Origin of the sequence: Phenylobacterium ferrooxidans, from assembly GCF_042714595.1 — a bacterium.
Lineage (GTDB): Bacteria > Pseudomonadota > Alphaproteobacteria > Caulobacterales > Caulobacteraceae > Phenylobacterium > Phenylobacterium ferrooxidans.
The window spans coordinates 1-21,411 of the sequence record NZ_JAOTJD010000034.1 but is presented as its reverse complement, the minus strand read 5'-3'; the positions used below and the strand labels follow the sequence as shown (position 1 = coordinate 21,411).

Below are 21,411 nucleotides of genomic sequence, written 5' to 3'. Positions count from 1 at the left end.
AACCGCCCCGCTCCAGGGTTGAATCGGCGACCGAAACCCCAATCCAGGAGCCCTCTCATGAGCACCGACCTGAGCAGCCGCGCCGACGTCGAACGCCGGCTGTGGGATGAGATCGAGAAGCACAACACCGGCATGCTGGGGGTCACCGGAGCCGCCGCGCATCACACCCAGCCGATGACCGCCTTCGTGGAGCCCAAGACCAACCAGATCTGGTTCTTCACCCGCACAGACACCGGCCTGGCGCGCGAGGTCGGCGAGGGCAGGAGCGCGATGTTCGTGCACCAGCAGAGAGACTTCCAGGCCTGCATCGGTGGACGACTGACCCTGCAACGCGACCCCGTCCGCATCGACAAGTACTGGAACGCCGTGGTGGCCGCCTGGTATCCGGAGGGCAAGGCCGACCCCAAGCTGACCATGCTGCGCCTGGACTGCGACGACGCCCAGGTCTGGATCAGCCAGGGCGGCCCGATCAGATTCGTCTGGGAGATCGCCAAGGCCAACGCCACCCACACGACGCCCGATGTCGGCGGCAGCACCAGCCTGGACTTCCATTAGGACACGACTGGATCGTGGATATCATCGATCGCAACGGCGTCGAGGCCATGACCTGCGAATGCTACGGCGTCGTCAAGCGCACCTATGGGCCACTGCTGCCGGGCTGAGATTTCCAGCCGCTGGTCCCGCCCTGCTTGAGGGGAGAGGAAATCTAGAGACTGAAGGTCAGCCTGGCGGTGCAGCTGGGGGCGGGCGTGAGCACGAACTCGCCGCGCACCTGGGCCGCGAGGCTGCGGACGAACCAGAGGCCGAACCGCTCGCGCGCTCGTTCGGGATCGAAGCCCTGCCCGTCGTCGGTGACGGTGAGCTCGTGGCGGCCGTCGGCGGCCTGGGTCAGGCTGATCTCCACCATGCCGGGTCGGTCGCCCAGGTAGCCGTGGGCCAGGGCGTTGCCCACAAGCTCCTGAGCGATGAGGGCCAGGGTCGAGGCCGCGGTGTCCGGTGCGAAGACGGGAATCGCGGAGACCCGCACCTCGGTCTGGCGCCCGGCATGACGGCGGCGCCAGACGGGCGCCATCTCTACGAGATAGGACGTGAAATCGACCCCTTCAGGGGTGCGGTGGCGCTCAAGGGCCCCCAGGGAGCCGATGGCGTCAGCCATCCACAGCAGCTGGCGGCGGGCTTCGGGTTCGCCGGACCGCTGGCTGCGCATGCGGCCGAGCGCCGACATCAGCTGGAAGGTGTTGGCCATCCGGTGCCGCATCTCGGAGGCGGCGCGGGCATCTGTGTTGTCGTCGCTCATCCAGCCGGCGGCCCCGCGCGGTGACTATGACCGCAAGTAAAAACGCGAGCGGCGTCCCCCATCCGCCACTCGGAAGACAGATTACCCAGGACGACAGCCGCCGGTCCATGAAATCAGCAGCTTGCGACGAATAGTCAGCCCCTTGCCGGTTCTCGCGTCGGTCCAGCATCGCCTGCTGTTTTCCCGCGCCATCCTTGTATCCTGACCCCATGCCTATCGAACGCAGAACAATGCTGGGCGGGGCGCTGGCCGCCGTGGGCGCGGTCGGCGCCGCCCACGCCCAGGGGAGCCCGGCCATGTACGGACTGATCGGCAAGATGACCGCCAAGCCCGGCCAGAGGGACTCCCTGATCGCCATCCTGCTGGAGGGCGTCTCGGGCATGCCTGGCTGCCTGAGCTACATCGTGGCCCAGGACCCCAAGGACGCCGACGCGATCTGGATCACCGAGGTCTGGGAGACGGCCGCCAGTCACAAGGCCTCGCTCTCCCTCCCCTCCGTCCAGGCCGCCATCGCCAAGGGCCGGCCGCTGATCGCCGGGATGGATGCGGGGACGGAGACCGTGGTGGTGGGCGGGCACGGGCTGGTGAAGAGCTAGGGCGGCTCACTCCATACCCCCGCGCTTGTGCTTCATGTGCGCACGGGCGGCCTTGTGGCGGCCGATCCAGACCTTGCGAACCTCGGCGCGGGCCAGCAGGTCGTCCTTCAGGTCCAGATGGGCGAGTTCTCGCTGGAGTTTTCCAAAGCTCTTCCAGCGGCCGGGATCGAGGGTTCCGTCCTCCAGGGCGGCGCGAACCGCGCAGCCGGGCTCGGTGCGGTGGGCGCAGTCGCCGAAACGGCAGTCGGCGGCCAGGGCCTCGATGTCGCTGAAGGTCGCCGCCACGCCGGCCTCGTTGTCCCACAGGCCCAGCTCACGCATGCCCGGCGTGTCCAGCACCAGCCCGCCCGAGGGCAGCAGGATCAGCTCGCGGTGGGTGGTGGTGTGGCGGCCCCGCGCGCCCTCCTCGATGATGCCTTGGGTGGCCATCAGGGCCTGGCCGGCCAACGCATTGACCAGGGTGGACTTGCCGACCCCCGATGAGCCCAGCAGGACAGCGGTCTGGCCGGGTCCCAGCAGGGCGGCGAGCGCCTCCAGCCCCTGGCCTGTCACCGCCGAGACGGCGTGGACCGGGCAGCCGATGGCGATGGCCTCCACCTGCGCGACCAAGGCCTCCACCTCCTCGCAGGCGTCGGCCTTGGTGAGGACGATCACCGGCTGGGCGCCGCTCTCCCAGGCCACGGCGAGGTAGCGCTCCAGGCGCCGCAGACTGAGGTCGGCGTTGAGAGAAGCGGTCAGCAGGGCGATATCGACATTGGCGGCCACGGTCTGGGGCGCGACATTGGGGCCAGAGGCCTTGCGCACGAAGACGCTGGCGCGAGGCAGGACCACGTGGATGGTGGCCGCGCCCTCGCTGGGGCGGGCGGCGCAGGCCACCCAGTCCCCGGCCACGGGATAGCCGCCTTCGCCCGCCTCATGGGCGAGCTTGCCCGAGAGCTCGGCGGACAGGTCGCCGTCCTCGGTGGCGAGGCGATAGAGACCGCGCTGCTGCACGGTGACCCGGCCGGGGACGAGGCCACGGTCGGCATGGGTTTGGAATTGGGCCTGGAGCCTGTCGCTCCAACCATAGGACTTGAGCAATGGGATGATCCGTCGATCGGAAGTGCGTCTGAGCGCCCGGCCGACGGAGAGTCTAAGGTATCAGGATACCCGGTCGGCGGCGCGATGAAGGAGGTTCTGGATGAGCACAGTCATGGCGAAACCCTCCTTTCGAGGCGTGTTGACGACGAGATGAGGCTAGGCGCGGGAAAAGAGGCGGTCAAGCCGCGGCTTTACCCCTTCGGTTCGATCAAGTCCCAGCGGTTGCCGTAGAGGTCCTGGAAGACCGCCACCATTCCGTAGGGCTCGGCGCGGGGCGCTTCGAGGAAGGTGACGCCGACGGCGGTCATGCGTCCGTGGTCGCGGGCGAAGTCATCGGTGTGGAGGAAGCCCATGACCCGGCCGCCGGTCTGGTGGCCGACGCTGGCGACCTGGGCGGCGCCCAAGGCCTGGGCGAGCACCAGGCCCGCCCCACCGCCGGGGGGCGTCACCACGACCCAGCGCTTGCCGCCGCCCAGATCCGCGTCCTCGGTGAGGACGAAACCCAGGCCGTGGACGTAGAAGTCGAGGGCGTCGTCGTAGTCGGCGACCACGAGGGTGGTGAGGGCGATGCGCATGGCGTGGCCTTAGCCGACCGCCCCCCCAAAGTCAGCAGGCGGGCCCCGGGGGACGGGACCCGCCTGCCGCCGCCCTAGAACCCCTTGGTGATCGAGATCCCGTAGATGCGGGGATCGAGCAGGAAGAGGCTGCGGGTGGAACCGAGATTCTCGTCGGCGATGTCGAAGCCGACGATGGTGTCCTCGTCCATGGCGTTCTTCACGAACATCTGGAACGTCAGGTCGATGTCAGGATTGGCGACGATCAGACTGGCGTTGAGGTTGTCCCAGGCCTGGATGCGGTCGAAGGACGCGTTGTTGTAGCGCATGAAGCTCTCGGTCTGGCGGTAGTAGTCGCCCCGCAGGGTGACGTTCCAGCCGTTCTCCAGCTCCCACCTGTATTGCGCGCCCAGGGACATGGTCCACTTGGGGGCGTTGGGCAGCTCATTGCCCTTCAGGTTCTGCCGCACGCCTTCCCCGGCCCCGTTGGTGTACAGCGAGACATTGGAACCGTAGCTGTACATGCCCGCCGCCAGGGCCGCAGCCGCGGCGGGGGTGTTGCCTGCCGCCACCAGGCCCGCGGTGACCGAGGTCGGGCCCGAACAGACCCGGTTGGCCAGGGTCGCGGCCCCGCCGGGAACCGACAGGATCGCCGCCACCCCGGTGGCTCGCACCACGCAGCCGCCGCTGGTGGCATTGCCGTAGATATAGGTGCTGTCACCCCGGGTGCGGTCGAAGGTGTCCACCACGACGCCCTGCTCGATCTTGGTGTCGAGATAGCCGATATTGGCGTTGAGTTTCAGGTTCTCGATCGGGCTCCAGACGCTCTCCAGTTCCAGACCCTTGATCTTGGCGTCGATGTTCTCGTTGTAGACCGACCGGTTCACGCTGCGACCGATCTGGTAGCCTTTGTAGTCATAGGAGAAGGCCGTCAGGTTCAGCAGCAGCTGGCCGTCCATCAGGGTGTTCTTCATCCCGACTTCCAGGGCGTTGACGAACTCGGGCGCATAGCTGGGGTTCAGACCCAGGGCCACGACGCCGGGCGGGTTGAAGCCGCCGCCCTTGTAGCCCTTCGAATAGGACCCATAGACGAGGGTCTCGTCGGTGAAGGGGAGATCGGGCTTCCAGTCGAGGTTGAAGCGACCCGTGGCCTCCTTGAACTGCACCCTCTGTTCGGCGGTGAAGACCGGGCCGCGGCCCGGGGTGAACAGGGTCGAGCCGGAGCCGCGGGTCCATTTCTTGTCGTCGGTGTAGCGCAGACCCAGCGTCGCCCGCAGGGTGTCGGTGGCCTGCCAGTAGACCTCGCCGAACACGGCCTTGGACTTGAGTTTGTACTCGGTCAGGCTGACGAAATAGTTGTGGCCGGTGAAGTCGGGCTCCCGCAGCGGATCGACATAGCCGGTGGGCACCAGCACCTTCAGAGCCGCCGTCGCCGCATTGGTGGCGACATAGGTGATGCTCATGGCGTCATAGTCGAGATAGATGCCGCCGACGTTGAAGTTCACCGGCCCGTCGAAGCTGGACTGCAGGCGCAGTTCCTGGGTCACCTGCTCGTTATGGCCGATGCCGCCGGACTCGCTCTGCAGCCGGTCGGTCGCCCCGAACTGCGGGTCGATGAGGATGCCGCCCGGGGTATAGGGCGTGACCCCGAAGAGCACCGAGGAATAGCCGCCGGTGGAGTCGCCGCGGGAATAGTTCTCGTTCTCGTTATAGCTGGTGAGCGAGGTGAAGGTCAGGCCCGGCGTCAGGTCCCATTCGAGGTTGAACTCATAGAGGTCGGTGCGCGGCCGGTAGATCGGCTGGCCCACCACCTCCACTTCCCGCAGGTCGCGGGAGATGGTCTTGCCCAGGAAGGAATCCTGGGGCTGCAGGCCGATCTGGCGGGCGATGATGCCCGAGAAGGTGGAGAGCTGGTTGGTGGTCCCGTAGGCGTTGGGATCGTAGACCGAGGCCGCGAGGCAGCCCTGGGTCAGGCCCGCCTGGGCCGCGCCGGTGGCCACGCCAAGCACGGAGGTCGGACCGGGATCCTTGACGCAGAGCTGCTTGCGCGCGCCGCGGCTGTCGTCCTCGGCGAAGGTCTCCCAGAGCAGGAAGGTGCGCAGGTTGTCAGTGGGGTTGAAGGCCAGGGTGACCCGCCCGGCCCAGATGTCGCGGCTGTCGATGTCCTGGCCGTTCAGCCTGTTGGTTGTGTAGCCATCCCGCTGCAGAGCGAAGCCGGCGGCCCGCAGGGCGAACTTGTCGCCCAGCGGGAGGTTGATGTAGCCCTGATACTTCAACGAGTTGTAGTTCCCGAACTCCGCCGTCAAGGAGCCGCTGCGCTGGTCGTTCGGCTTGTTGGAGATGATGTTCACCACCCCGCCGGTGGCGTTGCGGCCATAGAGGGTGCCCTGCGGGCCCCGCAGGACCTCCACCCGCTCCACATCATAGAACTCCGCATCAGCGATGCGGTTGGCGGTGAGCGGCACGTTGTTCTCGTGGATCCCCACTCCGTCGTCGCCGGACAGGGAGACCAACTGGGCGCCGACCCCTCGGATCTGGAAGTTGGTGCGCAGGGCGCGGCGGGTGAAGGTCAGGTTGGGCACGGACTGGACCAGGTTGCCAGCGCCGTCGATGCCCTGGGCCTTGAGGGCCTGCTCGCTGAAGGCCGAGACGGCGATCGGCACGTCCTGGACCGACTCCTCCCGCTTCTGGGCGGTGACGATCAGTTCGTCGATCAGACTGCCCTTGGAGGCGTCCTGGGCCAGGGCTAGCTGCGGCAGGCCCAGAACCAGGGCGAGCGCGGTCGCCGACAGCATCAATCGCTGAGTCATGTCTTCCTCCCAAGAACGTCCGATAGTCGAACGCCATCCCTGCGGGCCTCATCGAGGGGCCTCTTATGCTTGACGCTAGGTCCGCAAAGCCGAGGTCGTCAACTCATCACGTAACAACGTGACTTGGAGATAATATCCTTTATTAATAGATAGTTATCCGACACACTCAGTGAGCGGATGAATTATTCCGGACCCGTTTCGTAAGTCGAAATTTGGTGAACGTTGTTCGGATCGCCGACGTGCGAGGCGTCAGTCGGCGAAGCGCGGGGAGAGCAGGAAGGCGAAGCCCGAAATCACCTTGGCCACAAGACGCCCGGCCGCGCCCGGATCGTCCTCGCCCTGCATCAGAACCGCCGAGGCGATGCCGCGTCCCAACACCCAGATGGTCAGGGAAACCTCCTCCACGCGCTCGGCTGGCACACGATCGTCCCCCTCGAACGAGGTCTGGAAAGTGGCGAAGGCCGCCCGCTCGGCGGCGCGGACGGCGTCGTTGGCGGCGAGCGCCTGCTCGGTCTGCATCAGGGCGTAGAGCTGCGGATTGCGGTGGATGAAGGTGAGGAAGGCCCGCGACGCCGCGTCGATGCGGTGGGGGAACTTCCCGCTGGCCATGGCCTGGTCGATGGCCCGGGTGAGCTCCTGCCAGCCCTCGATGGCGAGCGCCGCCAGCAGGGCGTGCTTGTCGGCGAAGTGATGGTAGAGGCTGGCCACCCCGTTTCCCACGCGGGCGGCGATGGTCCGCAGGTGCAGGCCCTCGGCGCCGCTCTCCTCCAGCAGCGCGCGGGCCGCGTCCAGGACGCGGCGGCGCAGGGATCCCGGCCCGGCGTTCAGCTTCAACTCTTCACCCACGGCGTCCTCCGCCGCCAGCATGGGCTAGAGTTTGGACGGAAGCACCACCTTCATCTCTTCATAGCCCTTCACGAAGATCGAGAAGGAGCGCTTGGGCTCTTCCAGCAGCTTGATGTCCGGGAAGCGCTTCATGATCTCCTCCCAGATGATGGTGAGCTGCAACTCGGCCAGGCGGTTGCCGACGCAGCGGTGGATGCCGAAGCCAAAGGACATGTGCTGGCGCGGCCGCTCGCGATCGATGATGTAGCTGTCGGGATTGGCGATCACCGTGTCATCGCGGTTGCCCGAGACGTACCACATGGCGACCTTGTCGCCTTCCTTGATGGTCTTGCCGCCCAGCTCGAAGTCCTGGGTCGCCGTGCGGGCCATATGGGCCAGCGGGGTCTGCCAGCGGATGGTCTCCGACACCATGGACGGGATGAGGGCCGGGTTGGCGCGGAGCTTGGCGTACTGGTCGGGGTTCTGGTTCAGGGCCAGGACCGAGCCGGAAATGGTGTTCCGCGTGGTGTCGTTGCCACCGATGATCAGCAGAGCCACGTTGGCGTGGAACTCCTGCTGAGTCATGTTGCGGGTGTCGGCCCCGTGGGCCAGCATGGAGATCAGGTCGCCAGCCGGCTCGGCGTTGACCCGCTGGTTCCAGAGTTCGGTGAAGTAGCCGAAGCACTCGGCCATCATCGCCCGCATCTCCATCAGGTCGGCTGCGGGGCCGAAGCCCGGCGCCGTGGTCATGACGTCCGACCAGCGGGTGAGCTTGCGGCGCTCTTCGAACGGAAAGTCGAAAAGCGTCGCGAGCGTCATGGTGGTGAGCTCTTTGGAGACCAGGTCCACCCAGTCGAAGTCCTCACCGATCGGCAGGGAGTCCAGGATCAGGCCGGCGCGCTCGCGGATCAGCGGGGCCATGATCGACAGCGCGTGCGGCGAGACCGCCGGGCTCACCGTCTTGCGCTGCACGTCGTGGCGCGGCGGGTCCATGGCGATGAAGTTGGTGGCGGTGTTGTTGGGGTCGCGGAAGCCCTGGGCGGCCTTGGGCGTCAGCGTGATGCCCTTGGCCGAGGAGAACACCTGATGGTTGGAGTCCACCGCCAGGATGTCGTTGTACTTGGTGATCGACCAGTAGGCCCCGTAGTTGCTGTCGGCCGTGTAGTGGACGGGGTCTTCCTTCCGCAGCCGCTCGAACATCGGCCACATGGCGTCGTCGCGGAAGAGCGAGGCCCGCGCCGGGTTCAGGTCCTCGACGGGGCCTTCGTAGGCAGCCTTGCGCGCCGCTGCACGCTTGTCGTTCAGGATGTCCACGGCGCCGTCAGCCATACTCGTCTCCTACCAGGGGCGTGTGATCCACGCGCATTGCCCCCATCGAGACCTTCCGAACACAGTTCGACAAGCCCTGGGTTGGCTGACAGCGACTTGGCCGCCTTGGCCCGGGCCTTGGCCAGGGACTCCTCAAAACCATTCCGCTGAGCGTCGATGAAGGAGACAAGCGCCACCAGGGACCGGGGCGGGTGATGGGGTTCGAAGCCCCGGGGGTCCGGTCGGCAAGCCGGATTGGCCGGAGGCGTCAAAACCTAGCGCGCGGCGGCGGGAGGTTCCAGGCTGTTGATGTAGGCCACCACGTCCTGAACCTCGTCGGCGTGCAGGTTGATCGGCGGCATGTCGTAGTGGCCGGTTTCAGCGATGTCGGCCAGGCGGCGCTGCAGGGTGAGCGGGACATGGCGCCCGGCCAGGTCGCGGAATGGCGGCGCCTTGGCGTTGGGGCTGGCCCCCTTGGTCTCCACCGCATGGCAGGAGGCGCAGACGCTCCGGGCGAGCGCGTGGCCGCGCGCCTGGCTCGCGGGCAGCGGATTCTCACCGGCGGCCGCGGCGGCGGGGACCGCCAGGAGGGTCAGCACCAGCAGGCCGAAGTACATGATCGACCCCCCTGGGCGGCGCGACAGGGTGATCATTCCGATCTGGCCTTGGCGCAAGCGGCGCTGCTGCGATGGGCGTGCCAGGCCGTGAGGGCGGCCATGGCCAGGAGGGGGGCGACGTAGCAGGCCCAGCAGTGGCCGCCATCGGACACGCCGCAGATCGGGCCGCGCTGTGCGGTGAGCCACATGTGCGCGGCGGCGATCGCCCCGGTCACCAGGGCCGAGGCGCCCAGCAGCGCGGCGACAGCCGGGAGCGGCGAAGGACGGGAAGGATCAGGCTGGTCCATGGCTTCGAATTCCGCGCCGCAAATCGGCGTGACCCCATCAGAGGGTGCGACGGTTTCGACGGCCTTGATCTCTGTCAAAGTTCCCCACGACAATACCTGCCACTTCGACCCACCTTTGCAGTTTGGGTCGGGGATCTATGACACAATTATCAGTCCAGCATGATGAGGGCGCGCCGTTCGACGTGGTGCTGCTCTACATCTTCACAGGGGTGGGAGCCTTCGCGGCGCTGCTTGCCGCGGCCTTCACCGAAGATCCCCTCTTCCGTTTCCACAGTTATTTGTTCCTGACCGCCTTCGTGCTGGCCGCCGGCGTGATGACGGCGGGCATCGGTTACGGGAAGTTCCGGTCCGACCCCACCCGCTATTCTGACGGGGTGATCCGCGCGGGCGTGATCGCCACCATGTTCTGGGGGGTCGTGGCCATGCTGGTGGGGGTGGTGATCGCCGCCCAGCTCACCTGGCCGACCATCTTCTATTTCCCGGAGGCCGGCTGGCTGAACTTCGGCCGCCTGCGTCCGCTGCACACGTCGGGCGTAATCTTCGCCTTCGGCGGCAACGCCCTGATCGCCACCTCCTTCTGGGTGGTGCAGCGCACCTGCCGCGCGCGCCTGGGCGGCGGCGTCGCCCCCTGGTTCGTGTTCTGGGGCTATCAGCTCTTCATCGTTCTGGCGGCTACCGGCTACCTGGCCGGCATCACCCAGTCGAAGGAGTACGCCGAACCTGAGTGGTATGTGGACCTGTGGCTGGCCGTCGTCTGGGTCGCCTATCTGCTAGTCTTCCTGGGCACCATCTGGAAGCGCAAGGAACCCCACATCTACGTGGCCAACTGGTTCTACCTGTCCTTCATCATCACCGTGGCGATCCTGCACATCGTCAACAACCTGGCCCTGCCGGTCGACCTGCTGCACCACCGTAGCTATTCGGTCTATGCCGGGGTCCAGGACGCCCTGGTGCAGTGGTGGTACGGCCACAACGCCGTCGGCTTCTTCCTCACCGCCGGCTTCCTGGGGATGATGTACTACTTCGTGCCCAAGCGGGCCGAGCGGCCGGTCTATTCCTACCGCCTGTCCATCGTCCACTTCTGGTCGCTGATCTTCATCTACATCTGGGCGGGCCCGCACCACCTGCACTACACCGCCCTGCCGCAGTGGACCCAGACCCTGGGCGCCACCTTCTCGATCATGCTCTGGATGCCCTCCTGGGGCGGCATGATCAACGGCCTGATGACCCTGTCGGGCGCCTGGGACAAGCTGCGCACCGACCCGGTCATCCGCATGATGGTGGTGGCGCTGGCCTTCTACGGCATGTCCACCTTCGAGGGCCCGCTGATGAGCCTGCGGGAGGTCAATGCGCTCTCCCACTACACCGACTGGACCATCGGCCACGTGCACTCCGGGGCCCTGGGCTGGGTCGGCTTCATCTCCTTCGGGGCCGTCTACTGCATGGTCCCCTGGCTGTGGAAGAAGGACCGCATCTACTCCAACACCCTGATCGAGTGGCACTTCTGGATCGCGACGACGGGCATCCTGCTCTACATCGCCGCGATGTGGGTCTCCGGCATCATGGAAGGCCTGATGTGGCGCGAGTACACGCCTCAGGGCTTCCTCGCCAACAGCTTCGTCGAGACCGTCGCGGCCAAGCACATCGAGAACATCATCCGCACGCTTGGAGGGCTCATGTACCTCTCCGGCACGGTGATCATGTCCTACAACCTTTGGCGGACCGTCAGGATGCCCGGTCATGAGGCCCTGCCTCAAGGCGCAGCATCCCTGCCCGCCCTCGCAGCGGCGCAGTAAGGGCCCTGACCATGTGGAACAAGCACGCCAAGTTCGAGCGTCATTCGCTGTGGATGATCATCGGCATCGTCATCGTCGTCTCCATCGGCGGCCTCGTGGAGATCTCGCCGCTCTTCTACCTGGAGAGCACAGTGGAGGAGGTGGAGGGCATGCGTCCCTACACCCCTCTGGAGCTCGAGGGCCGCGACATCTACGTCCGTGAGGGTTGCTACACCTGCCACTCGCAGATGATCCGCCCGCTGCGCGACGAGGTCGAGCGCTACGGCCACTACAGCCTGGCCGCCGAGAGCATGTACGACCACCCCTTCCAGTGGGGCTCCAAGCGCACTGGGCCTGACCTGGCCCGGGTCGGGGGCAAGTACTCCGACAGCTGGCACAAGGACCACCTGACCGACCCGCGCTCCGTGGTGCCGGAATCGGTGATGCCGCCCTACGCCTTCCTGCGCGACAAGGACCTCGACTACCGCGAGGTCCAGGCCAAGCTCTCGGCCATGACCAAGGTCGGCGTGCCCTACACCCAGGACCAGATCGACCACGCCAAGGACGACCTTGAGGCCCAGGCCGATCCCTTCGACAGCCGCGCCACGGCCCTGAAGAAGCGCTACGGCGCCAAGCTGGCCCAGCGCGACTTCGACGGCGATCCCAACAGGGTCACCGAGATGGACGCCCTGATCGCCTACCTGCAGATGCTGGGCGGCCTGGTGGACTTCCGGACCTATCGCGCCGAAGCCCCGGAGAACCAACGATGAGCGGCCTGTCCTACGAGGCGGTCGCCCGCTTCGCCCAGCAGGGGGGGACGGTCTACTTCGCCATCCTCTTCTTCGCCGTGGTGATCTACGCCCTCTGGCCTCGCCACACCGAGACTTTCAAGCGCCTCGCGGCTCTGCCGCTGGAGGACAATGAGGACAACCATGTCCAACCGTGAAACCGACGAGCATTCCGGCGTCGAGACCACCGGCCACGAGTGGGACGGTATCCGAGAGCTGGACAATCCGCTGCCCCGCTGGTGGCTCTACATCTTCTACGGCTGCATCGTCATCGCGGCGATCTACTGGGTGCTGATGCCGTCCTGGCCGGGGGTCAACAGCTACGCCAAGGGGGTGCTGGGCCAGTCCGACCGGGTCGATGTGGCCCGGCAGCTGGAGGCCCTGAACCAACAGCGCGGAGCCGAGGGGGCGATGCTGCGCACCGCCTCGCTGGAGACCATCGAGGCTGATCCCAAGCTGCAGGCCTATGCGCTCGCGGTCGGCCAGTCCGTGTTCGGCGACAATTGCGCCACCTGCCATGGCGTGGGCGGCACGGGCTTCAAGGGCTATCCCAACCTGCGGGATGACATCTGGCTCTGGGGCGGCAGCCTCGAGGAGATTCAGCACACCCTTCAGGTGGGGGTGCGTTCGGACAATCCGAACACGCGCCAGTCCCAGATGCCCGCCTTCGGCCGCGACCAGATCCTGCAGCCGGCCCAGGTCGATGACCTGACCGAATTCGTGGTGGCGCTGTCGAGCCGACCGGCCAATGTCGCGGCCATCAAGCGCGCCGCGCCGGTCTATGTCGCGCAGTGTTCGGCCTGCCATGGCCCCCAGGGCAAGGGGGACATGAAACAGGGCGCACCCGATCTCACGGACGCGGAGTGGCTGTACGGAGCCGAGCGCGCCGACATCCGCAACCAGATCTGGACCGGCCAGGGCGGCGTCATGCCAACCTGGGAAGGTCGCCTCAGCCCAGAAACCATCAAGGCCCTGGCGGTCTACATCCACGCCAACGCCGGCGGCCAGTAGAGCGTACCCATGACCGTCGTCATCGATCGGACCAAGCCCACGCCACCGCCGCCCGGAGAGGGCTCCGGCCCCGTCTCGGCGGCGGCGAAGGCGCGGGCCAAGGGTTTCACCCTGGGCCTCTACAAGCCCCGGACCCCGATCTATCCGAAGCTGGTCCACGGCCAGTGGCGGCGGATCAAGTGGGTCCTGCTGATCCTGATGCTGGCGATCTACTACGTCACCCCCTGGATCCGATGGGAGCGTCCCGGCGTCCTGCCGGACCAGGCGGTGCTCGTCGACTTCGCCGGTGGGCGGTTCTACTTCTTCGGCATCCAGCTCTGGCCGCAGGAGGTTTATTTCATCACCGGCCTGCTGGTGATCTCCGCACTCGGCCTCTTCCTGGTGACGGCCATGTTCGGTCGTTTGTGGTGCGGCTACGCCTGCCCGCAGACGGTGTGGACCGACCTGTTCATCTATGTGGAGCGGGCCTTCGAAGGCGACCGCAACGCCCGGATGAAGCTCGACGCCAGTCCCTGGTCCTTCAACAAGGCCTGGCGGAAGATCGGCAAGCACGCGGTCTGGCTGGGGATCGGGTTCGGCACGGGCGGGGCGTGGATCTTCTATTTCCACGATGCGCCGAACCTGCTGGCCGATTTCTGGGTCGGCCAGGCGCCGGCCACGGCCTACATCTTCTGCGCCCTGCTGACTGTGACCACCTACGCCTTCGCCGGGCACATGCGCGAACAGGTCTGCACCTACCTCTGCCCCTGGCCGCGTATTCAGGGGGCCATGCTGGACCAGCATTCCCTGCAGGTGACCTATCTGCGCGACCGGGGCGAGACCCGGGGGCCGCACAAGAAGGGCCAGCCCTGGGAGGGCCGGGGCGATTGCATCGACTGCAACGCCTGCGTCGTGGCCTGCCCCGCGGGCATCGACATCCGTGACGGCTCCCAGCTCGAATGCATCAACTGCGGCCTGTGCATCGACGCCTGCGACGAGATCATGGAGAAGATCGACCGTCCCAAGGGCCTGATCGCCTACGACACCGACGCCGCGGTCGCCGCGCGCGAGGCCGGGCGGCCTCCGATCTACCGGTTGTTGCGGCCCCGGACCGCCTACTACGCCGTGGCCCTGAGCCTGGTGAGCGCCCTGATGATCTGGGGCCTGACCCATCGCAGCGCCCTGGATGTCCACGTCCTGCGGGACCGCAATCCCATGTTCGTGCGCCTGCACGACGGGGCGATCCGCGACGGCTACACCCTGAAGATCGCCAACCGCGGATTCGAGGCGCGCGACGTCCAAGTGACTTTCACCGGACCGCCCGGCGCCAAGCTGCGGACGCCCGGCGCCAAGGCGGCGGGCGACACCCTGAGCGTCCGCGTCGAGGCCAACGAGGTGCGCGCCGTGCGGGTCTTCGTCACCGTGCCCGCCGCCGCCATCGACGCGCCCAACATGCCCGCGGCCTTCGCGGTGCGCGCAGGCGACGAGGTGAAGACCGTCGAGACCAACTTCCTCTCAGGGGCCGCGAACGCGCCATGACCGACATCCCGCACAAGAGCTTCGAGCTGAAGGGTCTGCACGTCCTGGGGCTCTTCGTCGGCTTCTTCCTGGTGGTGATCGTCGTGAACGTCGCCTTCACCGTGATGGCCATCCGCACCTATCCCGGAGAGGTCTCGCGCACGCCGTATGAGGACGGGGTCGCCTACAACGCCAAGCTGGCGCAGCTCGAGGCTCAGTCCCGTCTCGGATGGCGCGCCGCGGCGCAGGCCGGGCCCGACGGCGCCGTGGTGGTCACCTTCCGCGACCGCGCTGGCCGCCCGCTGACCGGCCTTCGGGTCGCCGCCAAGCTGCAGCGTCCCGCCACCGAGAGCGGCAGGAAGGACCTTCCGCTGGCGGAGATCGCGCCCGGGACCTATTCGGCCCGTCTCGGCGACCTGAGCGGCGCCTGGGACCTCGGCCTGCTGGCCCATGACTCGGCCGGTGCGCGGTTCGAGGCCGAGCGGAGGCTGACATGGCCGTGACCTATGACGTCGCGCCGGACTATTCGGCCTTCCTGAAGCCCGCCCAGGATGGCGGGGCGACCTTCGACCTGCTGGTGAAGGGCGCGCGTTGCGCCGCCTGCATGGCCAAGATCGAGGGGGGCGTGAGCGCCCTCCCAGGCGTGCGCAGCGCACGCCTGAATCTTACCAGCGGCAAGCTCACGGTGGGCTTCGAGGGCCGGTCCGGCGATCCCGGGCGGGTGATGTCCACCCTTGAGAAGCTGGGCTACGAGACCGCGCCCTATGATCCGGGCCAGGCCGCCGCCGCCCAGGACCGGGAAGGCCGGCGCCTGACCCTGGCGCTGGGAGTCGCGGCCTTCGGCGCCGGCAACGCCATGATGTTTTCGGTGCCCATCTGGGCGGGGCTGTTTGGCCAGGAGCTAGGTCCGGCGGCGCTGACCATGATGCAGTGGGCTAGCGGCCTCATCGCCACCCCCTGCGCCCTCTATGCCGGCATGCCCTTCTTCCAGTCGGCCTGGCGCTCCCTGCGGGTGGGCCGGGCGAACATGGACGTGCCGATCTCCATCGGGGTGCTCCTCAGCCTCGCGATCAGCTTCGTCGAGACCCTGCTGCACGGTCGCGACACCTATTTCGACGCCGCCATCTCCCTGCTGTTCCTGCTGCTGATCGGCCGCTGGCTGGACCACACCCTGCGCAGCCGGGCCCGGGGCGCGGCCGCCGACCTCCTGGCCATGCAGGCGCCCGCCGCCACGGTCCTGACCCCCGATGGCGGCCAGCATCGCAGGCCCCTGGCGGAGATCGCCGTGGGCGACCTGATCCTGGTGCGTCCTGGTGAACGCCTGCCCGTCGACGCTCGTATCGAGGCCGGCGCGTCCCAACTGGACAATGCGCTGCTGACCGGAGAGTCGCGCGCGGTGGCCGTCGGCCAGGGAGATGTCTGCCGCGCCGGGGCGCTCAACCTGTCGGGCATGCTCACCCTGCGAGCCGAGGCGCGGTCCGACGATTCCGCGGTGGCCGCCATCGCGCGGCTGGTGGAGGCGGGCGCGCAGTCGAAGTCGCGCTATGTCCGTCTGGCCGACCGCGCCGCGGCCATCTATGTCCCGGTGGTCCACACCGCCGCGGCGCTGACCTTCGTGCTGGGCTGGGGTCTTGGCCTGGGCCCGCGCGAGGCCCTGCTGCGGGCGGTCGCGGTGCTGATCATCACCTGCCCCTGCGCGCTCGGTCTCGCGGTTCCGGCGGTGCAGGTGGCAGCGTCGGCGCGATTGTTCCGCAAGCAGGTCCTGGTGAAGTCCGGCGCGGCGCTGGAGCGCCTGGCGGAGGTGACCCACGTGGTGTTCGACAAGACCGGGGTCCTGACCCTTGGCCGGCCGACCCTGATTGCTCCCGACCTGGCCGCCGCGGCCCTGGCGGCGCCGCTGGCGCGGGCCTCCTCCCATCCCCTGGCGCGCGCCCTGGCGGCGCAGGATGGCGGAAGCGACCTGGCGCAGGACGTCGTGGAGACCGCCGGACAGGGGGTTGAGGGCGTCATCCACGGCCGTCGCGCCCGTCTCGGCCGGGCGTCTTTCGTGGGAGCCGAAGGGACGCAGGGCTCTGAGACCGAGCTCTGGTTCGGCTTCGAGGGTGAGACCAAGATCCGCTTCCGGTTCTCCGACAGCCTGCGGCCGGATGCGCGCCAGACCATCGCCGACCTCCGCGCCCGGGGACTGAGCGTGGAGATCCTGTCAGGCGACCTGCCGGACGCCGTGCGCGCCGTGGCCCAGGCCGTGGACGTACGCCATTGGCGGGGCGGCATGACCCCCACCGACAAGGCCGCCTGGGTCGAGAGCCTGGCCCGCGTCGGCCACAGGTCGCTGATGGTGGGCGACGGGCTGAACGACACCGCCGCGCTGGCCACCGCCCATGCGGCCATGGCGCCGGGCACAGCCCTGGACGCCAGCCAGAACGCCGCCGATCTGGTGTTCTCCGGCGAGGGCCTGAGCGCTGTGGTGACCGCCATCGACGTGGCCCGCGCGGCCCGGCGTCGCGCCGTGGAGAACTTCGGATTTTCCGCGCTCTACAATCTGATCGCCGCGCCGGCGGCCATGCTGGGCCTGATCAATCCCTTCGTCGCGGCCTTGGCCATGTCGGGCTCGTCGCTGGTGGTGACCCTCAACGCCCTGCGCATGCACCGGGCCGGCCGATGACCATCTTCTTCCTGCTGGCGCCTTTCTCGGTGATGCTGGCCCTGCTGGGGCTGTGGGGCTTCTGGTGGACGGTGCGCAGCGGCCAGTACGATGACCCCGCCGGCGACGCCGCCCGCATCCTGCTGGACGACAGCGACTTGGGACCGCCGGCTTTGATCCAGGTCACGGCGGGGGACACCGATCCGGAGTGAATGGGGCGACCCTTCCCGGAGATTCGCCGTGACCTCGCCTTCCGTTCTGCACGCTCCCAAGCCCGTAACCCTGGCCCTGGACGAACTGATCGCCAGGTACGACGGTCGGGCCCCGCGCTACACTAGCTATCCGACCGCCGTGCAGTTCACGCCCGCGGTGGACGCAGCGACCTATCGGGGCTGGCTGGCCGCGCTTCCCGCCACCGACCCGGTCTCCCTCTATCTGCACATCCCCTTCTGCGCCCGCCTGTGCTGGTACTGCGGGTGCAACACCCGGGCGGTGAACCGACATGAACCCGTGGGCGACTACGTCCAGCATCTGCTCGCCGAGGCCGCCCTGCTGGAAGCCGCCTTGCCGCGACGCCTGCCGGCCAACGCCATCCACCTGGGGGGCGGCACCCCCAACATGCTGGCGCCCACGGAAATGGACGCCATCTTCGGCGCCCTGCGGCGGATCTTCGATGTCACCGAGGACGCCGAAGTCGCCGCCGAGCTGGACCCCGCGGTCCTGACCCGCGAGTGGGTCCAGGCTGCGGCTTCCCACGGCCTGTCGCGCGCCAGCCTGGGGGTGCAGAACCTGTCGCCCCAGGTCCAGGCCGCCGTGAACCGTGAGGAGAGTTACGAGGAGATCGCCCAGTGTGTCGCCTGGCTGCGGGAGGCCGGCGTCGGCTCGATCAACCTGGACCTGATGTACGGCCTGCCGCACCAAACCACGGTCAACACCCTGAGCACCATCGACCAGATCGTGGCTCTGAGACCCGAGCGCCTCGCCCTGTTCGGCTACGCCCACGTGCCGTGGATGAAGACCCACCAGCAGCTGATCGACGAGTCGGCCCTGCCGGGCGCGGCCGAGCGCCTCGACCAGAGCGAGGCCGCCGCCGAGCGCCTGGTGTCGGAGGGCTATGTCCGCATCGGCCTGGATCACTTCGCCCTGCCCGACGACACTCTGGCGGCCGCCCAGCGGGAAGGCCGGCTGCGGCGCAATTTCCAGGGCTACACCACCGACAGCGCCCAGACCCTGCTTGGCCTGGGGGCCTCCTCGATCGGCAGCCTGCCCCAGGGCCTGGTGCAAAACGTCGCCCAGGAGCTTCCCTGGCGCAACGCGGTGGTCGCGGGCGACCTGCCTATCGCTCGGGGTGTCGCCCTCACCGACGATGACCGGTTCCGCGCCGAGATCATCGAGCGGCTGATGTGCGATCTGTCGGTTGATCTCGCGGCGGTGTGCGCTCGGCATGGCCGGACCTTGGGTGATCTGGCGCAGGAGCTTTCGGCCCTCAAGCGGTTCGCCGACGATGGTCTGGTGGAAATCCTAGAGGCGCGGCTGACGGTCTCGGAGCTGGGTCGACTGGTGGTGCGATCGGTCTGCGCCGTGTTCGACACCTATTTCACGGCCGAGGCGGGACGCCACTCCAAGGCGCTGTGAGACGCCTCGCCCTTACGATAGGGCGGCGTTGATGGCGGCGCTGAGAGACTCGCCCATCAGAGGCTTCTCGACGATGACCGCGCCCAGGGCCGCAGCGGTCTCTCGGGTGCTGGTCCGGGGGTGGCTGGTGATCAGCACGGCTGGCAGTTGCTCCCTCCTGGCGCGGAGGACAGCCAGGGCCTCCAGGCCGGTAAGGCCGGTGAGGTTCTGGTCAAGGACCAGGCAGACTGGGGGGGGCGGGAGGGCGGCCTGCAGGAGCGCCTCACCGCTCTCGAGGGCCGTGACGGCGAAGCCGTCCAGTTCCAGCATGAAGGTCAGGGCCAGACGCAGAGCGCTGTCGTCATCAACCAGGACGACCGTGCGGATGGCGGGTGGGAGTGTAGACAAGCTCAGCCTCCAGGGAATCTGAAGACCCTAGGCCCGAGCCCGACGCCCGGCTTTGATACAGCGCAATCGCGGCGATCAGGCGAAGCCGGCCGTCAAGGCCATGCGAATGAGCTGAGAGAGGCTGGAGGCGCCGGTCTTGGTCATGACGTTGGCGCGGTAGACCTCGACGGTCCGGGGGCTGATGCCAAGCTCGAAGGCGATCACCTTGTTGGCCTTGCCGTCGACCACGCCGCGCAAGACCTCGGTTTCGCGGGGCGACAGGCTGGCCAGAAAGGCCTGGAAGGGACCCGAGTTCTGCGGGGGCGCACCTGGACGGGCCTGGGCGAGGACCGAGCGGATGGCGCGCAGCAGGGCCTCGTCATCGAAGGGTTTTTCCAGGAAGTCGGCGACACCGGCCTTCATCGCCTCCACCGCCAGCGCCACGTCGCCATGGCCGGTGATCATGATGATCGGCAGGTCGATATGAAGCGCCTTCAGGTGGCGGCACATCTCCAGGCCGTTCATCCCCGGCATACGCACATCGGTGACGATGCACCCGCCGGAAAGGCGGCCGACGCCCTCCAGGAACACCATGGCGGAGTCATAGGTGCGCGTCTCGAAACCGGCGCTGTCCAGGAGAAAGGACAGGGAGTCGCGCATGGCCTCGTCGTCGTCGATCACATGCACGAGTTCGTCAGTCGTCAACGTTCAGCTCCTCCTCCGGGACCGTCTTCAAGGTGAATGAAAACACTGTCCCGCCGCCCGGCGCGGATTCGGCCCAGATGCGGCCACCGTGAGCTTCGATGATCGTACGCGAAATGGAAAGCCCAACCCCCATGCCCGTGCTCTTGCTGGTGACGAAGGGCTGGAACAGGCGACTGGCCACTTCAGGGGCGATGCCGGGGCCGGTGTCGATCACCTTGACGATGACGGTGTTGTCCTCAACCAAGGCGGAAGTGATGGTGAGGGCGCGCCGGGGGCTATCCTGCATCGCCTCGATGGCGTTGCGCATCAGGTTCAGGAGCACCTGCTGCACCTGAACCTTGTCGGCGAGCACATAGGGCGCCGCTGGCGAAATATCGAAACTGACCTTCACTCCGGATTCCTTGGCTCCGATCATGGCCAGGGCGCCGGCTTCCTCAATGAGCTTGGTCAGGGGCTCGACCCGGCGCTCAGACTCGCCCTTGGAGACGAAGTCGCGGAGCCTGCGGATGATCTCCCCGGCGCGAAGGGCCTGGTCGCCAGCCTGGATGAGGGCGTTGCGAACCTTGGCCGGATCTGGCTGTTCCTGATCGAGGATGCGGACCGAGCCCTTCACGTAGTTGGCGATGGCCGACAGGGGCTGGTTGAGCTCGTGCGCCAGGGCCGAGGCCATTTCCCCGAGCGCCGTCAGGCGGGAGACGTGGACCAGTTCGGCCTGCAGGTCCTGCAGGCGCCGTTCGGTGGCCTGACTTTCGGAGAGGTCGCGGACGAAGCCGGTGAAAAAGCGCTCCGAGCTCGATTGCATCTCGCCGACCGCCAGCTCCATCGGGAAGGTGGAGCCGTCCTTGCGCTCTCCCACCACGACGCGGCCGATACCTATGATGCGCCGCTCCCCGGTGGTCAGATAGCGTACGAGGTAGCTGTCATGGGCGTCACGGTAGGGCTGCGGCATCAGCATGCTGACATTGCGTCCGATGACCTCTTCGGCGCGCCAGCCGAACAGCCGCTCGGCGGTGGTGCTGAAGGACTGCATCAACCCGTGCTCATCGATCACCACCATGGCGTCGGGCACCGTATTCAGGATCGACCTGAGATGGTCCTCGCGCTCGGCCAGATGCACCAGCGCGTCAGCGGTGCGATCGGTCTGCCGGCGAAGGCGCCAACCTCCATAGGCGATGGCCGGTCCCATCACCACGAAGAGCAGGGCGTTCACCTGGTCGGCCGGATGCGAGAGCACGGCGATGTTGCTAAGGGCGACCCCCCCGACAAAGGTCAGGCCGGTGGCCAGCAGGGCCGGGCCGCCCCCCCAGAACGCCGCGCTGAGAATCACCGCGGGCATGAACAGCAGGAAGGAGGGATGATCCTGGAAGATCGGCGTCAGGGCCCATCGCAACGACACCGCCAGGCCCGACAGCAGGGCCGCCCCGACGTACCCAGTCAGCGCACCGTTCCTGGAGCGCGGCTCGACGGTGGCTGACGGGGGCGATCGCATGCCTCTGGGCTAGGCCGCAGCCTTGCCTGGCGCAAGGGTCAAATGACGGCCGTCAGGCGGCGTATCCGCCGACGCGCTTGATGTTGCAGTGGGCCCAGAGCCTTTCGAGGGCTTGGGCCAGGTCGTC

Annotated in this window: 22 protein-coding genes; 11 read left to right on the top strand and 11 right to left on the bottom strand. The window is 67.6% G+C overall.

Annotated elements, in window-relative coordinates; all coding sequences use genetic code 11:
• Positions 1–57 precede the first annotated feature (57 nt).
• Entirely contained in the window at positions 58–555 is a 498-nt protein-coding gene (locus OCL97_RS16305; RefSeq protein WP_377370922.1) for a pyridoxamine 5'-phosphate oxidase family protein, read from the top strand.
• A gap of 151 nt (positions 556–706) precedes the next feature.
• Here the strand turns inward: OCL97_RS16305 and OCL97_RS16300 are convergent, their stop codons facing one another.
• Positions 707–1,297 carry a sensor histidine kinase gene (locus tag OCL97_RS16300; protein WP_377370921.1) on the bottom strand — a complete coding sequence of 197 codons (591 nt, stop codon included), beginning with the start codon at positions 1,295–1,297 and terminating at the stop codon, positions 707–709.
• 209 nt (positions 1,298–1,506) lie between these two features.
• Here OCL97_RS16300 and OCL97_RS16295 point away from each other — a divergent pair, with 209 nt between their 5' ends.
• Complete coding sequence (locus OCL97_RS16295; RefSeq protein ID WP_377370920.1) at positions 1,507–1,893, top strand: putative quinol monooxygenase; 387 nt, start codon at positions 1,507–1,509, stop codon at positions 1,891–1,893.
• Positions 1,894–1,899: 6 nt separating this feature from the next.
• Here the strand turns inward: OCL97_RS16295 and rsgA are convergent, their stop codons facing one another.
• The 7 genes from rsgA to OCL97_RS16260 form a co-directional block, all read right to left on the bottom strand.
• Entirely contained in the window at positions 1,900–2,973 is a 1,074-nt protein-coding gene (gene rsgA / locus OCL97_RS16290) for a ribosome small subunit-dependent GTPase A (RefSeq protein WP_377370919.1), read from the bottom strand.
• 191 nt (positions 2,974–3,164) lie between these two features.
• The gene (locus OCL97_RS16285) at positions 3,165–3,548 is read right to left on the bottom strand and encodes a VOC family protein (RefSeq protein WP_377370918.1); all 384 of its coding nucleotides are present in this window, start codon (positions 3,546–3,548) and stop codon (positions 3,165–3,167) included.
• Between the two features lie 74 nt (positions 3,549–3,622).
• The gene (locus OCL97_RS16280) at positions 3,623–6,337 is read right to left on the bottom strand and encodes a TonB-dependent receptor (protein WP_377370917.1); all 2,715 of its coding nucleotides are present in this window, start codon (positions 6,335–6,337) and stop codon (positions 3,623–3,625) included.
• A gap of 249 nt (positions 6,338–6,586) precedes the next feature.
• Positions 6,587–7,183, bottom strand: a complete 597-nt coding sequence (locus tag OCL97_RS16275; protein ID WP_377370916.1) for a TetR/AcrR family transcriptional regulator — start codon at positions 7,181–7,183, stop codon at positions 6,587–6,589.
• Between the two features lie 24 nt (positions 7,184–7,207).
• Positions 7,208–8,491 (bottom strand): cytochrome P450, encoded by a 1,284-nt coding sequence (locus tag OCL97_RS16270; protein ID WP_304779819.1) that lies wholly within the window; start codon positions 8,489–8,491, stop codon positions 7,208–7,210.
• A 254-nt stretch (positions 8,492–8,745) separates the two neighbouring features.
• Positions 8,746–9,123 (bottom strand): c-type cytochrome, encoded by a 378-nt coding sequence (locus OCL97_RS16265; protein ID WP_377370915.1) that lies wholly within the window; start codon positions 9,121–9,123, stop codon positions 8,746–8,748.
• Positions 9,120–9,374 (bottom strand): hypothetical protein, encoded by a 255-nt coding sequence (locus OCL97_RS16260; protein WP_304779822.1) that lies wholly within the window; start codon positions 9,372–9,374, stop codon positions 9,120–9,122. The genes OCL97_RS16265 and OCL97_RS16260 overlap by 4 nt, the downstream gene beginning before the upstream one ends.
• 137 nt (positions 9,375–9,511) lie before the next feature.
• On the opposite strand from OCL97_RS16260, the gene ccoN reads away from it, so the two are divergent.
• Genes ccoN through hemN form a run of 9 tightly spaced genes read left to right on the top strand, consistent with a single transcriptional unit; the run spans position 9,512 to position 18,724 of the window.
• Positions 9,512–11,170 carry a cytochrome-c oxidase, cbb3-type subunit I gene (gene ccoN / locus OCL97_RS16255; RefSeq protein WP_377370914.1) on the top strand — a complete coding sequence of 553 codons (1,659 nt, stop codon included), beginning with the start codon at positions 9,512–9,514 and terminating at the stop codon, positions 11,168–11,170.
• Between the two features lie 11 nt (positions 11,171–11,181).
• Complete coding sequence (gene ccoO, locus OCL97_RS16250) at positions 11,182–11,919, top strand: cytochrome-c oxidase, cbb3-type subunit II (RefSeq protein ID WP_370690213.1); 738 nt, start codon at positions 11,182–11,184, stop codon at positions 11,917–11,919.
• On the top strand, positions 11,916–12,095 hold the full coding sequence (locus OCL97_RS16245; protein WP_304779824.1) for a cbb3-type cytochrome c oxidase subunit 3: 180 nt from the start codon (positions 11,916–11,918) through the stop codon (positions 12,093–12,095). The genes ccoO and OCL97_RS16245 overlap by 4 nt, the downstream gene beginning before the upstream one ends.
• A complete protein-coding gene (gene ccoP / locus OCL97_RS16240) occupies positions 12,082–12,948 on the top strand; it encodes a cytochrome-c oxidase, cbb3-type subunit III (protein ID WP_377370913.1) in 867 nt (288 codons plus the stop codon). The genes OCL97_RS16245 and ccoP overlap by 14 nt, the downstream gene beginning before the upstream one ends.
• A 9-nt stretch (positions 12,949–12,957) precedes the next feature.
• Positions 12,958–14,466, top strand: a complete 1,509-nt coding sequence (ccoG, locus tag OCL97_RS16235; RefSeq protein ID WP_305339022.1) for a cytochrome c oxidase accessory protein CcoG — start codon at positions 12,958–12,960, stop codon at positions 14,464–14,466.
• A complete protein-coding gene (locus tag OCL97_RS16230; protein WP_304779830.1) occupies positions 14,463–14,948 on the top strand; it encodes a FixH family protein in 486 nt (161 codons plus the stop codon). Before ccoG ends, OCL97_RS16230 begins: the two co-directional genes overlap by 4 nt.
• Positions 14,939–17,110: a heavy metal translocating P-type ATPase gene (locus OCL97_RS16225; RefSeq protein WP_377370912.1), complete on the top strand. Its 2,172-nt coding sequence runs from the start codon at positions 14,939–14,941 to the stop codon at positions 17,108–17,110. The genes OCL97_RS16230 and OCL97_RS16225 overlap by 10 nt, the downstream gene beginning before the upstream one ends.
• Positions 17,107–17,301 (top strand): cbb3-type cytochrome oxidase assembly protein CcoS, encoded by a 195-nt coding sequence (gene ccoS / locus OCL97_RS16220; protein WP_377370910.1) that lies wholly within the window; start codon positions 17,107–17,109, stop codon positions 17,299–17,301. Before OCL97_RS16225 ends, ccoS begins: the two co-directional genes overlap by 4 nt.
• A 28-nt stretch (positions 17,302–17,329) precedes the next feature.
• A complete protein-coding gene (gene hemN / locus OCL97_RS16215) occupies positions 17,330–18,724 on the top strand; it encodes an oxygen-independent coproporphyrinogen III oxidase (RefSeq protein ID WP_305339019.1) in 1,395 nt (464 codons plus the stop codon).
• 12 nt (positions 18,725–18,736) lie between these two features.
• Here the strand turns inward: hemN and OCL97_RS16210 are convergent, their stop codons facing one another.
• From OCL97_RS16210 to OCL97_RS16200, 3 genes are all read right to left on the bottom strand, one after another.
• A complete protein-coding gene (locus OCL97_RS16210) occupies positions 18,737–19,111 on the bottom strand; it encodes a response regulator (RefSeq protein ID WP_377370908.1) in 375 nt (124 codons plus the stop codon).
• Between the two features lie 75 nt (positions 19,112–19,186).
• The gene (gene fixJ / locus OCL97_RS16205) at positions 19,187–19,795 is read right to left on the bottom strand and encodes a response regulator FixJ (protein WP_304779840.1); all 609 of its coding nucleotides are present in this window, start codon (positions 19,793–19,795) and stop codon (positions 19,187–19,189) included.
• Positions 19,785–21,284: a PAS domain S-box protein gene (locus OCL97_RS16200; RefSeq protein WP_377370907.1), complete on the bottom strand. Its 1,500-nt coding sequence runs from the start codon at positions 21,282–21,284 to the stop codon at positions 19,785–19,787. The genes fixJ and OCL97_RS16200 overlap by 11 nt, the downstream gene beginning before the upstream one ends.
• Positions 21,285–21,411 lie beyond the last annotated feature (127 nt).